This window comes from Rhodococcus artemisiae (assembly GCF_036327795.1).
Classification (GTDB): Bacteria; Actinomycetota; Actinomycetes; order Mycobacteriales; family Mycobacteriaceae; genus Rhodococcus; species Rhodococcus artemisiae.
In genome coordinates this window covers 246,477-260,912 of record NZ_JAUTXY010000005.1, presented here as the reverse complement: position 1 = coordinate 260,912, position 14,436 = coordinate 246,477, and the positions used below count along the sequence as shown (strand labels likewise).

Sequence of the window (14,436 nt, the reverse complement as noted above, 5' to 3'; positions counted from 1 at the left end):
CAGATGCTGCACTACGAGAGGTTATTTCGCGCGCGAGGAGCGCACAGCCGACTTCTTCGGTGTGGCCTTCGTCGGTGTGGGCTTCTGCTCGAGGAGGCGGCTGGTGTAGTCGAGGATGCAGTTGAGCCCGTACTCGAAGTTGTAGTCGTCGGGTACGCCGCCGACGCGTCCACGCCCTGCAGCTTCCGCGAGAAGCGGGGTGCTCTCCGGTGTGATGACCAGATTCTCGTAGTAGGCCTGCGATGTCGGGTCGTACTTCTTGCCACGCTCCTGCAGGCGCGCGAGCACGACGGAACCGCGGACATGTAGCTGGACGGCGGAGTATGCGTCGAACGCGTCGTCGAGAGGCAGGCCGCCCTTGACGAGGTCGTCGATGATGTGCTCGATCTCGCGCGCGCCGAGTGTGGCGCTCTTGGGGCTGAGCGACGACCTGATCAGGATCAGATCGCACAGGATCGGGTTGGACAGGAATGCCCTGCGCGCCGCGTGTGCGTGGTTGTAGAGGCGTTCGCGCCAGTCCGAGCCGGAATCGCCCATCACGGCCTCGACCTGCATCTGTGCGAGAGCGCGGTCCGTCATCGCGTTGAGCAGATCGTCCTTCTTACGGAAGTACCAGTAGATGCTGGTGACACCCACGCCGAGATGCTTTGCGAGCTGCGGCATGCTCAGGTTGTCGACCGGGACGTTCTCGGCGAGTTCGAACGCGCCGGCGATGATGTCCTCGGGATTGATGGATCCGCGCTCGCGACGTTCGCGCTTCTGAGGCTCTTCTTTTCTCGCCATTGCTCTCCGACTTCCGACCACAGTTTCGTCCATCAGGACGGCAGCACAGGCACGAAGCGGCCCGTGCGGTGGTACGGACTGCCGGTGGCACTGAGTGCTGCCGACCATTTCGGCTCACTGTAGCGCATACCGGAACGTTGCCGGGATGTGCCGTCGAGCGGCGATCACGAGCACATCGTCGTGCTTCCCACTCACTCGGAAACAGAAATGCCGGCGAAGGCGTCCGTCAAAGCGACGCCGGAACCCCCAACGCCTATACTGTTAGATCTACGGTATGTAGTACCGTTGCGTTCCGCGCACGTTGACGTGAAACCCGGGCCGGACCTGACGTGAGTTCCCCACAGGAGGATGCAGTGACCCATACGAAGCTCGTCTTCGACCCGTTCTCACGGGAGTTCTTCGACGGCCCGTACGACATCTACGCCAGGATGCGCGAGGAAGCACCCGTCTATTACAGCGAGGAATACGACTTCTATGCGCTGAGTCGGTACGAAGACGTCGCTCCGGCGTACCGGGATTTCGAAACCTACTCGTCGGCGCGGGGACTCGACCTGGCCACCGTGCGCAAGGGCGAGATCTCGTCGTTCAAGTCGATCATCGTCCTCGACCCGCCCGAACACCGCCACATGCGACGACTCGTGAGCAAGGTGTTCACGCCCCGTGCGATCAACGACCTGCGCGATATGGTCGACGCGCAGATTGTCCGATATCTCGACCGTGTGGACCCCACGGGTTTCGATATGGTCCAGGACTTCTCGGCATACTTTCCGATGGAGATCATCTCGGAGATGCTCGGTGTCCCAATGGAGTACCGCACCCAGCTGCGCCTGTGGACCGACGTGTCGCTACATCGCGAGATCGGGCAGATCGAGATGAGTGAGGCCGGAACAGATGCGGTCGTCGAAGCGATGCGGTTCTACTACGGACTCGTCAAGGAGCGTCGTGCGAATCCCCAGGACGACATGATCAGCAAGCTCATCGAGGCCGAGATCGAACGCGACGACGATCAGCCGCCGACGCTGACCACGATGGAGATCGCGATGTTCGCTTCACTGCTCGGCGGAGCCGGTGCCGAGACGGTAGCGAAGCTGGTCGGCGGAGCGCCGGTGACCTTCGCGCGATTCCCGGAACAGTGGGCAAAGCTACGAGATGACCACTCGCTGATTCCGGATGCGGTCGAAGAACTGCTGCGTTTCGAGTCCCCGAATCAGTACAACGTGCGGTATTCGATGCACGACGTCGAACTACACGGGGTCACCATACCCGCAGGCAAGCCGGTGTTCCTGATGTTGGGCTCGGCGAACCGGGATCCTGCCGCGTTCGACGAACCGGATGTCTTCGACATCGAGCGTGATCGTGGGGGACGGCCGAGTCTTGCCTTCGGACTGGGAATCCACAGTTGTCTCGGGGCAGCGCTCGCGCGGATGGAAAGCGCGCTTGCCCTCGGTCATCTGCTCGACTTCATGCCCGAGTTCGAGGTCGACTTCGACAACTGCACACGTGTGAGCATGCAGAATGTCGCGGGTTACGAAAGCGTTCCGGTCAGAGTTCGTGCCCGGCAGCAATGACAGCGGACGGCGATCGCACCGCAAACGTCAGTTCGGTAATGCGCCGCCGTCGATACCTCCCACATCGGTGATCATCCAGTCCGCAGTGCTGTCGAGAGTGATGCTGTAGGTGACGGTCGACGTCGCACCTTCCGGCGCTTGCGTACTCGTCGACGACACCGACACGAACGCATCGACGGTGTACACGCCATCCGATTCGGACCTGACCTTGGCGGTGATCGGAGACGCCGCCGAGACCCAGTTCAACGGTACGAGAATCTGCTGAAGCGAAGGTGCGGTCGCTTCGAACTTTGCCGCGAGCTGCGGCGACGTATTGTTCCCGAGTCGGTCGAACCACCCCTGGATGTCGCGGTAGTCGGTGGTTGCCGCACCGACCGCGTAGTCGGTGGCGATCTGCTCGGCCTGTTCCCGCGCGTGTGCACTGCGATCGGACGCGTCGATCGTCGACCGCGCAGAGAAGTACAGGCCCGCGAAGGCAACGCTGCACGCGGCGAGCGCAATCATGACGAGCCCCGCGACGACCGAGGACAGTGATACCTGACGGCGTAGCCGGTCGCCGCGGCGGCCCGGATCTGCTGCGCCGTCCCGCGAGTTCGTGTCGTTGTTCTTCTCGTCGAGCGATGCGGTTGTAGACATTCAGCTTCCTCAATTCTCCGAGGTCCGGACATTGATCCGGAGGTTGACAGTGCCGTCGTCGTCCACGACCGAGAGAGCCTGATCGAGGAGTGTGCCGATGTCGAGCGCCGTAAGACCGTTCGTCGCTTCGGTGACCGCGGGTTGCAGGACGGGGACGAGCGCGGCCACCTCGGGTCCGATCTCCACCAGCAGGTCGTTGAGCGTGCGCAGCGTCGGGAGCAGTCCATCTCCGGTGACGTAGCTGTCGGGGTCCCGTTGCTCGGCGAGCAACGACATCTCGCGGGCCAACGGGGCGATCACCTCGTCGCCGACGGACGCCCACGCCGGCCCACCTGCCTCGAGGGTCGGACCGAGCCAGCCGAGGTCGTCGCCCAGAGCCTGGATGTCGGCGAGTAGAGACTCGAACTGCGGATTGTGCAGCAGAAGTGTCTCGGCGAGAAGGCGCATCGACCGCCGAAGCGTCGGCATCACGTCCTCGGTTCCATCGAGCGCTGTGTCGAGAGTTCCCACCAGGCGGCCAATGACATCGGGGTCGAACTGATCGATCAGCGCGACCGCCCGGGACACCGCCGCCGACACAGTCACCGGGCCGTCCTCGGTGCGCGCGTCGATGCGTTCGTGATCTGCAAGAAATGGCCCGCCGCTGCTGTTCGGCGCGAACTGCAGGTACGGCTCACCGAGTGCCGACAGGGTTTCCACGGCCAGGGTGCTGTGCTGCGGGATCGGGTGACTCTCGTCGTACCGGATGTCGATCTCTGCGCCGAGCGAATCGACGCGCACTTCCGTGACCCGCCCGATCTCGTAGCCTACGAGGAGCACCGGTGAGTTCACCCGCAGTCCTCCGGAGTCGTTCAGCAGGACGGTGGCCGACAAGTGCTCTTTGAACGGATTCACCTGCAGTACACCGAAAACGAGGTAGGTGACGCCGAACGCCAGAACCAGCGCGATCGTTCCGAGAGAGAGTGCGGATTGCTTGGTCATCGGACCAGCCCCAGCATGCGGAGCGCCTGAACGATCCCGTCCGCTTGCTCGTCCGCGGAGATCGTTGTGGGCGACGGTCCGTCCAGGTGGACTCGGGTGATGTCGATCTTCGCGCCGGACTCGGCGAACGGAATCAGCTCGTCGTGCACAAGGTCGAGCAGACCGCTCATGACGGCGGGGTCGCCGGTATCGGCGGGACTCGAACCGAACAGCGCCGGAAGGGCCACGCTCACCACCTCGTTCATCGATCCGAGCAGCGGAGCGAGCCACTGGGCAGGCGGTGCGATCTGGCCGAGGTCGGTGAGAATGAACAGGATTCCGACCACCGACGTCATGGACTCAGTCGTGTGCTGCACGCCGTGTTCGGACAGGAGCGTCGAGAGTATGTCGCTTTCGTCTGCGACAGCTCGCGCGGTCGCATCGATTCCGCCGAGCAGGGAATCCACCGAATCCTGATGGTCGGCAAGATCCTCGAGGTTCCGGCCGATCGTGTCGAAGACCCGCGCCGTGTGAGCGGTGTCGTCCGGAAATGCGCGATTGACCTCGCGCACGGTGGTCAGGAAGTTGCTGATGGTCCCGTTCCCGGTGGCCGTGGCCAAACCTGCCAGGGTGTCCTCGATCTGGGGAGGCTTGGTGGTGCGGTCGAGGGGGATCGTCGCCCCGGGTGTCAGTGCCGCTGCGTCGGAGGCGATGTTCGACAGAATTGCGATGTGCACGTCCGCGAGGGGAGCGGGTTGTCTGAGTGTGGCTGTCACATCCGAAGGCAGCTGCACGTCGCCGTCGACCTCGATGTCGGCGACCACGAAGCCGCCGTCGTCGATGTGCATGCCGGTGAGCCGACCCACGCGCACACCGTTGTTCATGACGGGCGCACCGGAGGGAAGGTTGAGTACATCGGCGAACTGGATGTGCAGCGGATAGGTGTTCGGCGACGACGTGAAGGCCGGCAGCGAGGGGGCGCTGCCGCACCCGGTGCAGACGAGAGCGCACAGGACCATCGCGGCTGCGGTGCGCAGCGCGAGGCGTCGGAATGTGGAGATCATCGTGGCGCCCCCTGGGTGAGAAGGTCAGGGAGAAGTGCCGTCACTGTGCCGGGCGCAGCGCACGACTGGGTCGCCGGTGCGGCGGCGTTCATCAGCGAGCACAGCGTCGAGGCGACTTCGCTGGGAAGTGCGTTCGGGGGCGCGGTGTAGGCCAGGCCGATGTGTCCGGTGGCGGGATCGATTGCCTGCTCGAATGCGCCCGCGTACACCGGAACCAGTCGGAGTGCTTCGCTCAGCGACGAGACGCCGGTCGAGATCATCTGCGGAAGATTCCCCTCCGCCTCGACGTTCCGGATCATTTCGCCCCCGTAGAGCATCATGACGTCGTTGATCTGCGGCAGCACATCGCGCAGCCGCGCGACGATGTCCACCGCCGGACTGATGAGAAGTTCTTCGACCGCCACGAGTGTCGACGGAAGCCGCGTGAGCATCAGCTTCACCTGCGGCCAGTAGCCGACCACTTTGTCGGACAATTCCGAGAGCACCTCGATGAGAGTGCCGATCCGCCCGATCGCCGCATCCGGAGCGTCCAGTGCAGCCGCGAGTTGACGCACTACCCTGTTGATGTCGTCGCCGGTGCCGTCGGTCGCGTCGGTGAACGCAGCCAACCCATCGGCGACCGCATGGTTCTGTGAGTCGTCCCCGGTCATCTCCTCGGCAAGGTCGGACAGCGCGGTGAGCGTGACCGTCATCGACTTCGGAGTGACCGTCCGGGTGATGCACCCGTCGCTGTCCCAGGATTCCGCACCGGGCGGTGGTTCGTTGCCGACCAGCGCGAGCCGGCGGTCTGCGATCAACGTCTGCGACAGCGTCGTAGCCCCGACATCGCTTGCCAGACGCCGATCTGCGGAGATCTCGAACTCCACCCGCGCGTGTGTTCCGTCGGGCGTGATTCCGGTGACGGATCCGACGGGTACGCCGAAGATCGTCACCGAGCTCCCGGGGAACAGTCCGATGCTGTCGGGCATCAGCGCGCAGTAGGTCCGGGTTTCGTCCGGCTGGGTGACGATCCGGAGTACCCCGCCGACAACTGCGACGGCAGACAGCAGGGCGACGATGTGCACAACACGCCGTGATCGGAACGTGGGGTGAGCCATCAGCAGTGCCTCTCTGGAAGCGGAACACAGATTGTCACGTCGGGTTCGGGTCCGGCCAGGGGACGGAGTTGATCACCGAGAGCGCGGGCGGAGTCCAGGAAGGCGGTCAAGCGGAACTGCAAATCCTGCAGCGGCGGAATCGACTCGTCGAGTGCCTCGATTCGCGGACGGAGTTCGCTGTCCCAGTGCGTTCCGAGGGGGCCCAGTCGCTCGAGCATCCGCGCCACCGTGCTCAATGCACTGCCGACGGATTCCAAGCTCTGTTCGGCCATGTCCTCCATGATGTTCCAGGAGTCGATGATCTGACGGACGGACGACCGGTTCTCGTTCAGCGCGGTGAGATACTCCTCGGCCATGGCGAGCGTGCGCGAGACATCGGCGTTCTGCCGGTCGAGTACTCCGACAAGACTGTCTGCCGCCGAGACCAGTTCACGTATCGATGCTGGACTCTCGGTGAGGGAACCGGACAGTTGGGCGAGTGTCTCGCGGAGGGGGACGCCGTCCATCCCGTCGAGGGGCTCGATCGCATCCTGGAAGAGCTCGGGCAGGTTGTAGGGGGTTTCGACGGGGTAGCGGATCTCGCGGTCGATCAGAGTGCCGGACCCGGACGGTATCAGTGCGACGTAATTGCCTCCCACCACGGTGAGCATGCGCACCGACAGTGTCGATTCCGAGCCGACGAACACGTCGGAGTCGACCTCGAGCTCGATGCGCACGTGGTCGTCGGCGAGGGTGACTGCGGTGACCTCGCCGACCGGGATGCCTGCGACGCGGACGTCGTCTCCGACGCCGATCGCTCCCGCGTCGTACGCCTTGGCCGTGTATGTGCTGGTCCCGAAATCGACCACGGAGGCAACCGACACGACGAGACCGACCACGGCGAGCAATGCCAGCCCCACCACACCCCAGCCGAAATCGGAGGTCCGCGGTGCTCCAGCGGACCTCTTCGGCAACCGGATCATTCGGCGTTGCACAGTGTGATCCTCTGTCCTGAAACCAGTACCGCGATCTCCCGATCGAGTGACGCCTCGCCGTTCGAGCACTGCAGTCGCCCTTCGGACGGGGTCAGCGCTGCCATCGTCTGCAAGACCCCCGGGAGTATGCCGAGTGCATCGACGGCGGCCGGGGCATCCGAGAACGCCTGTGCAATCAGGCTGTTGAGCGGCTGGTGTGGAGCACCTTCGAGGCCCGCGCTCGCAAGCATCGAGTCGAGCGGATCGAGAATCGGCGGGATCTGGGCGGCGAAACTGATCAGCCCGGGCAACTTCTCCTGCAGGCTCTGGAAGAGCCGAGTCAGTTCGGTGATCAGTGTCATGGCATCACCGGACTTTCCGTCGAGCTGCTCGGAGACGACGGACAGATTCCGCACGAGTACGGAAATGACCTCCTGACGGTCGACCGTATAGGTGCTGAGGTCCTCGATCGCGTCGAGCGCCGGTCCGATTCCGGAGCCTTCACCTTCGACGACGGCGAGCAGGCTCGACGTGAACTTGTTGAGTTCGTCGGGTGAGAGTTCCTTCAGGACCGGCTGCAACCCATTGAACAGAGTGGTCACGTCGAACGAGGGTACGGTGTGATCGGTCCCGATCACCGAGCCGGGCTCGAGCGGTGCGCCGGGTTGTCCGGTGTCCTGAACGTCCAGATATCGCTGTCCGGTGAGGTTCTGGTAACGGATTGCCAGTCTGTTGCTCGTCGATACGGAATGATCGCGGGCAACGGTGAACTCGACACGTGCCTGGGTGCCGTCGAGGGACAGGGATGTCACCTTTCCGACCGAGACACCGTAGAGGCGGACGTCGTCGCCGGGATGCAATCCGTTGGCATCGACGAACATCGCTGTGTAGGTGCCGGTATCCTTGCCGATCGGTTGTTCGATCGTGCGGAGAACCATGACGAGGACGACCACCATTGCGGCGGCGAACGCGACGATGCGGAACGAGGTGTGCCACAGCGACTTCATCGGGTTCCCCCACTTCCGGTGCCGGATGCCGACGGGGCCCCACCGATCCCGACTGCCACCCGAAGGATCGGACCTGCGGGGCCGTCCACGAACGCCGAGTCGAGGCGGTCGACGAGTTCGCGCAAGTCACCACTGTTGGCAGTGGTGGCGCCGGCTCCGGCGACGGCATCGAGGAGGGGCACGATCAGCCCTGTGAGTCCCTGGTAGTGGGGCTGCAGTGTGGTGAGCAGATGTGCGACCGACGGGATCAGCTGCTGCCCCAGCATGCTGACCGTCTTGTCGAACTTCTCCCGGTTCGAGGGGTCCTCGAGGTACGGCTCGCTGTAGACGGAGTCGAGCAGGACAAGTCCGCCGTGCAGCGTGGAGGGGAGCCTGTCGAAGGTCCTCCCGAGATCGTCGAGGATCCCGGAGTACGGCATGCGCTGGGTGGCCTCGATCGACTCGGCGGTAGCGAGGATCGCCTGGATCATCGGAGTGAACGCACGGCTTTCTCGTGCGAGTGTGGCGGCCAGATCGGCCAGTTCGGGTGTCAGGACGTCGTTCGTCAGTCCGCCGAGCGAATCGAGAAACGTGGAGGTGGTGGCATCGTGGACACGTTCCGCAGTGCCGCCGGTGAGATCGAGTTGGTCGCCGTCGGCCAGAGGAGTGCCACCGTGTCCCGCGAACAGGGTGAGCTGGGTGATTCCGAACAGGTTTGCCGGGCTGTAGTCGATGGTGAGCGTGTCCGTCAGGTCTCCCACATCGGAGCGGTTCAGCGCCACCCTGATGTGCTGTCCGGAGTCGGCACGTTCGATCGACGTGACCGACCCGACGGTGACTCCGTGGCGCCGCACCTCGGTTCCGGGTTCGACACCTTCGCCGACGGTGTCGGCTACGAGCGTGATGTTCATCGTGTGGGTATCGGGGTGTTCGGGGAGGATCCGCCATGCGACGAGCGTGAGCAGGACGACGCCGATGAGCCCGACACCGACGGTGCGAGCTGTGTGCTGGGAGATCGAAATCCCGGGGAGACCGTATGCTGGCATGCCCTATCCGGTGAACTCGAGCGGGGACTGGAGTCCCCACAGAACGATGGTCATGACCATGTCCAGTGCGATGACTGCGACGAGGCTTGCTCGAATGGCACGGCCGGACGCGATTCCTACGCCTTCCGGTCCGCCGGAGGCGAAGAAGCCGTGGTAGCACTGGATCAGAATGATCGCGATCGTGAACACCAGCACCTTGATCACGGCTGCGACCATGTCCCAGCCGAGGACGAATTGTGTGAAGTAGTGGTCGTAGACGCCGCTCGGTTCACCGTGGAACGTAGTGACGACCGTGCGGGTGGCGAAGTAGCCGACGACGAGCGCGATGACGAAGGTCGGCACCATCGACACAACACCGGCGATGACCTTCGTGGTGACGACGAAACCGATGGACCTCACGCCCAATGCCTCGATCGCATCGATCTCCTCGGAGATGCGCATGGCGCCGATTTCGGCGGTCATCCGGCACCCGGCCTGGGCCGCGAATCCGATCCCGGCGGCGATCGGGGCGAGCTCGCGGGTGTTGGCGAACGCGGAGATCACACCGCTGAGCGGTCCGAGTGAGACCAGTTCCAGAGCGGCGTATGCTTCGATTCCGATCGATGCGCCGATGGCCGCGCCCATGATGAGCATGACGGCGGCGGTGCCGCCACCGACGATGAGTGATCCGCGACCCCACGTCATGTCGGTGATCGTGGCGAGTGTCCTGGCTCGATAGTTTCTCAGGGTCAAGGGGATCGAGGCGACGACATGCCAGCAGAACACGACGGCGAATCCGAGCGATTCGATGGTGCCGGAGAGTCCGATCTTCCGGCCGATCCAGTGGAGCGGGCGAAGCGCGACGGGCACGTACGGGGCTGGTGCAGACATGCCTATCCGATCCGTAGCGGTGCGAACATGGTGGCGATCTGGGTGATCCCGGTGTTGACCACGATGATCGAGACCACCGACAGCACGACCGCGGCGTTGACTCCGTCGGCGACCCCCCGGGGGCCGCCTTTCGCCTCGAGTCCGCGTTGGCATCCGATGAGGACCACGAGGAATCCGAATATCACCGATTTGAGAAGTGAGATCCAGACGTCGAACCCGGAGGTGAAAGCGCCGAAGGACATCCAATAGCTGCCCGGCGTGATTCCGAGAGCGGTGACCGCCACCAGGTAACCTGCGCCGACGCCGATCGCGATGATCAGGATGTTGATCAGGGGTGCGACGACGATCATCGCCGCGATCCGGGGCACGACGAGCCGCTGTGTCGGATCGACACCCATGACGCGCATCGCGTCGACCTCTTCGCGGATCGTGCGCGATCCCAGATCCGCGGCGATCGCGGCTGCTCCGGCGCCGGCGAGGAGCAGTCCGGTGGCGACCGGTGCGCCCTGTTTGATCACGCCCATGCCGCCGGCTGCACCGATGAGTGAGCTCGCGCCGAGCTGATGGACGAGGTTGCCGACCTGCGCCGAGACGATGACCCCGAAGGGGACGGCCATGAGGATGCCGGGTATCGCGGTCACCGAGATCAGGAACCATGTCTGCTGGAGCGTTTCCCGCCACTGGAATCGCCCGCGGACGAGATCGGTCGATCCGATCGCGATCGCCGATGCGCCCATCCGGGTGGCGCGTCCGAAAGTGCCGACTGCGGTGGCGATCCGTCCGGGTGTGGGGGGTGATCGGTCGACGCGATGCGCGGAAGTTCCGGTGGATTCTGGACGCATCACGCCTCCTTCCGGGTGTGCCGGGCTGTCGCCCGATACGCATGTGCGGGCCTGATGGCGTCGGACGTTAGCACGACCAGTGGTCTATCCGGTAGTACTTGCGGTAGATGCAACTGGAGCATGTTTTCACGGTTGTACGGCACTGGGTATTGCCACGTCGAGATCCTTACGGAATGGTATACGGTATGGGTGTTCGGAGGCGGGTTCGATCCAGTGCGGAACTCCGATGCGCCCGCCGTTTCATGGCCACAGTCAACCGGTATCCGGAGGTAACATGACCAACGCAGCCGCTCCCGCATCGACGCGGCCGTTCCACCCGCTCGACATTTCCGATTCGTCGTTCTGGGAACGGCCCTTTTTCGAGCGGGAAAAGACGTTCGCCCGGCTGCGTGAAGAGGAGGGCGTCACCTGGCACAGACCGGCGGAATCGCTGTTCCCTCACGACGAATCCGGATACTGGGCGATCACTCGTCACGCCGATATCCGCCATGTGAGTGGCCACCCCGAGCTGTTCTGTTCGTCGGCGGGCATCAGCATGGACCCGATGCCCGCCGAGATCCAGTGTGCGATCAGCTTCTTCCTCACGATGGACCCACCGGAGCACACCCGGTACCGGCGGTTGATCAGCATGGCGTTCACCCCGAAGCAGGTGCGCACGATCGAAGCCCAGATCCAGGCGAATGCGAAGGCTATCGTCGATGACTTCCTGCGCGAACTCGACAAGGGAGCACCCGTCGACTTCGTGCAGGCCGTGTCGAGGCACCTGCCGATGCGGACCGTGTCCGAGATGATCGGAATCGCACCGGAGAACCACGAGGCGGTCGCCTACGCGGCGGAAAGCTTGTTCAGCACGAGCGATGACGAATACGCGAACCTCGAGGAACGCGCCACTCACCTGATGACGCAGCTGGGCATCCTCACCGGCTCCGGCGTCGAACTCGCCAAGGAACGGCGGGTCAACCCGCAGGACGACCTCATGACCAACATCGTCCAGGCCGAGGTCGACGGACACCGCTTGACCGACGAGGAAGTCGGGGCGTTCATGGTGCTGCTCGCGTCCGCCGGCAACGACACCACGAAGCAGGCGACCTCGCATTGTTTCAAAGCTCTGATCGACAATCCCGACCAGGTGGCCTGGCTGCTCGACGACTGGGACGAGCGTGCATCCGGTGCGATCGACGAGTTCGTTCGATGGTCCACCCCGGTGCTCGAGTTCGCGCGTCACGCGGTGGTGGACACCGACATCGCCGGAACACCGATCCGCGCTGGTGAGAAGGTCGTGCTGTTCTACTGCTCGGGCAACTTCGACGAGATGGTCTTCGACCGTCCACTCGACTTCGATCTGTCCCGATTCCCGAACCCGCACGTCGGTTTCGGTGGTGGAGGCCCGCACTTCTGCCTCGGCAAGCAGCTGGCCGTTCTCGAGCTGAAGCACCTGTTCCACGAGTTGCTCACTCGCATTCCGCCGGTCGAACTCTCCGAGCCCGAATACGTGCGTAGCGACTTCGTGCACGGTATCAAACGGATGTCGGTCCGGAAACTCTGAGAAAGCAAGGAACTTTCGACAACCGGGGTGCGCTCGACGTCACCCCCGATCACGCGAGGTGGAAACATATGCCCCAACCTGTCATCGTCGGCGCGGTCCGAACACCGATCGGACGGTCCTTCAAAGGCACCCTGGTCAACACGTCGGCCGAGGAACTGGCCACGGCCATCATCCCGGAGGTCATCCGGCGCTCCGGTCTCGATGCCGCGGACATCGACGACATCATCCTGGCCGAGGCGAACTACGGTGGCGGCGACGTCGCCCGCTACGCGGCTGTGGCGGCCGGCCTCGACCATGTTCCGGGCCAGGCCGTCAATCGGCACTGCGCCGGCAGCCTGACCGCGATCGGCAACGCGTCGGCGCAGATCAGTTCCGGCATGGAACGCGTCCTCCTCGCGGGGGGCGTGCAGTCGCTCTCGACCGGACCGCTGATGAAGTGGAGGGTCCCGACGCCGGGCAGTCTCGAGTTCCGGGAACCGTGGATCCCGCCGAGTCACCCGGAGACCCCGGACGCACCGGCGCTGGACATGGCGATCACCGTCGGATGGAACACGGCGCAGTCCGAGGGCATCACGCGCGAGGACATGGATGCGTGGGCCGCGCGGTCGCATCAGCGTGCTGTCGCCGCCATCGACGCTGGCAAGTTCGTCGACGAGATCCTTCCCCTCAAGGTCGCCGCGGCGGACGGTTCACTCGTCGACTTCAGTGTGGACGAGCATCCGCGCCGTGACACCACTGTCGAGCGGCTCGCCGGACTGCCGGTGTTGCATCCGGAGATCCCGGGCTTCTCGATCACGGCGGGAAACAGCAGCGGCATCAATGACGCTGCCTCCGCGGTCGCCCTCACCAGCGACGACTATGCGCAGGACAAGGGTCTGAAGGTCTTCGGGTCGGTGAAGGCATGGGCGACGTCCGCGGTTCCACCGCGCGATTGCGGCCTCGGTGCGCTCGCCGTGATCGAGAAGGTTCTCGGGCGCGCCGGTCTGGTGTCGTCCGATGTCGACCTGTGGGAGATCAACGAGGCCTTCGCGTCCGTCCCCGTCGCGGCGTGCCGGAAATTCGGTCTCGACGAGGACCTCGTGAACGTCTTCGGCAGCGGATGCAGCCTCGGCCATCCGATCTCGGCCTCCGGCGCCCGAATGGTCACGACGATGGTCTACGAACTGTCCCGGCGCGGTGGCGGTATCGGTGTCGCCGCGATGTGTGCGGGGGGCGGTCAGGGCGGCGCGGTCGTCATCGAAGTGCAGGGCTGACAGAAGTGCAGGGCTGACAGAAGTGCAGTACTGACAGAGAAGCAGAGCTGAAGGGGAGGAACGGACGATGTCCGACGAAGTACTGCTCGAGCGCCGCGGGCGCATCCTGATCGTCACGATCAACCGACCGGACGCGCGTAACGCCGTCAACCTGGCGGTGAGCCGTCAACTGGCCGACGCGATGGACGAGCTCGACGAAAGCTCCGACCTTTCCGTCGGAATTCTGACAGGTGCAGGGGGAAACTTCAGCGCCGGAATGGATCTGAAAGCCTTCGCGGCCGGCGAGATTGTCGCCATCGAAGGGCGTGGACTCGGGTTCACCGAGCGTCCTCCGGCGAAGCCGCTGATCGCCGCTGTCGAGGGTAACGCCCTTGCCGGTGGCACCGAGATCGTGCTCGCGACCGATCTGGTCGTTGCTGCGCGGGACGCGAAATTCGGGCTGCCCGAGGTCAAGCGCGGCCTGGTCGCGGGCGGTGGCGGTCTGCTCCGCCTGCCCGACCGCATTCCGTACCAGAAAGCCGTGGAACTGGCGCTCACCGGCGACACGTTCACCGCCGAGGAAGGCGCCGGCTACGGCTTCGTGAACGTGGTGGCCGAGTCCGGCAAGGCGCTCGACGAAGCTGTTCGGCTGGCTGAACGCATCACCGAGAACGGACCACTCGCGGTTGCCGCCACCAAACGGATCATCGCAGAATCCCGAACTTGGACGGACGAGGAGAAGTGGCGCAAGCAGATCGAACTGCTCGCGCCGGTATTCATGTCGAAGGATGCCGCCGAGGGCGCCAAGGCTTTCGCGGAGAAGCGGAAGCCGAACTGGACCGGAGCCTGATCT

The 14,436-nt window shown here is 64.3% G+C and carries 14 protein-coding genes; 4 read left to right on the top strand and 10 right to left on the bottom strand.

Features of this window, described 5'->3' with window-relative positions:
- Positions 1–21: 21 nt before the first annotated feature.
- On the bottom strand, positions 22–783 hold the full coding sequence (locus tag Q7514_RS13660; protein ID WP_330133801.1) for a TetR/AcrR family transcriptional regulator: 762 nt from the start codon (positions 781–783) through the stop codon (positions 22–24).
- A gap of 353 nt (positions 784–1,136) precedes the next feature.
- On the opposite strand from Q7514_RS13660, the gene Q7514_RS13655 reads away from it, so the two are divergent.
- A complete protein-coding gene (locus Q7514_RS13655; protein ID WP_330133800.1) occupies positions 1,137–2,351 on the top strand; it encodes a cytochrome P450 in 1,215 nt (404 codons plus the stop codon).
- A 27-nt stretch (positions 2,352–2,378) separates the two neighbouring features.
- Here the strand turns inward: Q7514_RS13655 and Q7514_RS13650 are convergent, their stop codons facing one another.
- The 9 genes from Q7514_RS13650 to Q7514_RS13610 are packed head-to-tail and all read right to left on the bottom strand — an operon-like array spanning position 2,379 to position 10,805.
- Entirely contained in the window at positions 2,379–2,987 is a 609-nt protein-coding gene (locus Q7514_RS13650; RefSeq protein ID WP_330133799.1) for a hypothetical protein, read from the bottom strand.
- A gap of 9 nt (positions 2,988–2,996) precedes the next feature.
- Positions 2,997–3,968, bottom strand: a complete 972-nt coding sequence (locus tag Q7514_RS13645) for an MlaD family protein (RefSeq protein WP_330133798.1) — start codon at positions 3,966–3,968, stop codon at positions 2,997–2,999.
- A complete protein-coding gene (locus tag Q7514_RS13640; RefSeq protein WP_330133797.1) occupies positions 3,965–5,011 on the bottom strand; it encodes an MlaD family protein in 1,047 nt (348 codons plus the stop codon). Before Q7514_RS13640 ends, Q7514_RS13645 begins: the two co-directional genes overlap by 4 nt.
- The gene (locus Q7514_RS13635; RefSeq protein ID WP_330133796.1) at positions 5,008–6,108 is read right to left on the bottom strand and encodes an MlaD family protein; all 1,101 of its coding nucleotides are present in this window, start codon (positions 6,106–6,108) and stop codon (positions 5,008–5,010) included. The genes Q7514_RS13640 and Q7514_RS13635 overlap by 4 nt, the downstream gene beginning before the upstream one ends.
- Positions 6,108–7,082, bottom strand: a complete 975-nt coding sequence (locus tag Q7514_RS13630) for an MlaD family protein (protein ID WP_330133795.1) — start codon at positions 7,080–7,082, stop codon at positions 6,108–6,110. The genes Q7514_RS13635 and Q7514_RS13630 overlap by 1 nt, the downstream gene beginning before the upstream one ends.
- Entirely contained in the window at positions 7,067–8,068 is a 1,002-nt protein-coding gene (locus Q7514_RS13625) for an MlaD family protein (RefSeq protein WP_330133794.1), read from the bottom strand. Before Q7514_RS13625 ends, Q7514_RS13630 begins: the two co-directional genes overlap by 16 nt.
- A complete protein-coding gene (locus tag Q7514_RS13620; protein ID WP_330133793.1) occupies positions 8,065–9,093 on the bottom strand; it encodes an MlaD family protein in 1,029 nt (342 codons plus the stop codon). The genes Q7514_RS13625 and Q7514_RS13620 overlap by 4 nt, the downstream gene beginning before the upstream one ends.
- Before the next feature lie 3 nt (positions 9,094–9,096).
- A complete protein-coding gene (locus Q7514_RS13615; RefSeq protein WP_330133792.1) occupies positions 9,097–9,963 on the bottom strand; it encodes an ABC transporter permease in 867 nt (288 codons plus the stop codon).
- Between the two features lie 2 nt (positions 9,964–9,965).
- Complete coding sequence (locus tag Q7514_RS13610) at positions 9,966–10,805, bottom strand: MlaE family ABC transporter permease (protein WP_330133791.1); 840 nt, start codon at positions 10,803–10,805, stop codon at positions 9,966–9,968.
- 274 nt (positions 10,806–11,079) lie between these two features.
- On the opposite strand from Q7514_RS13610, the gene Q7514_RS13605 reads away from it, so the two are divergent.
- From Q7514_RS13605 to Q7514_RS13595, 3 genes are all read left to right on the top strand, one after another.
- Entirely contained in the window at positions 11,080–12,351 is a 1,272-nt protein-coding gene (locus tag Q7514_RS13605) for a cytochrome P450 (RefSeq protein WP_330133790.1), read from the top strand.
- Positions 12,352–12,419: 68 nt separating this feature from the next.
- The gene (locus tag Q7514_RS13600) at positions 12,420–13,604 is read left to right on the top strand and encodes a thiolase family protein (RefSeq protein WP_330133789.1); all 1,185 of its coding nucleotides are present in this window, start codon (positions 12,420–12,422) and stop codon (positions 13,602–13,604) included.
- 67 nt (positions 13,605–13,671) lie between these two features.
- Positions 13,672–14,433, top strand: coding sequence for a crotonase/enoyl-CoA hydratase family protein (locus Q7514_RS13595; RefSeq protein WP_330133788.1), 762 nt, complete (start codon positions 13,672–13,674; stop codon positions 14,431–14,433).
- Positions 14,434–14,436: the final 3 nt, after the last annotated feature.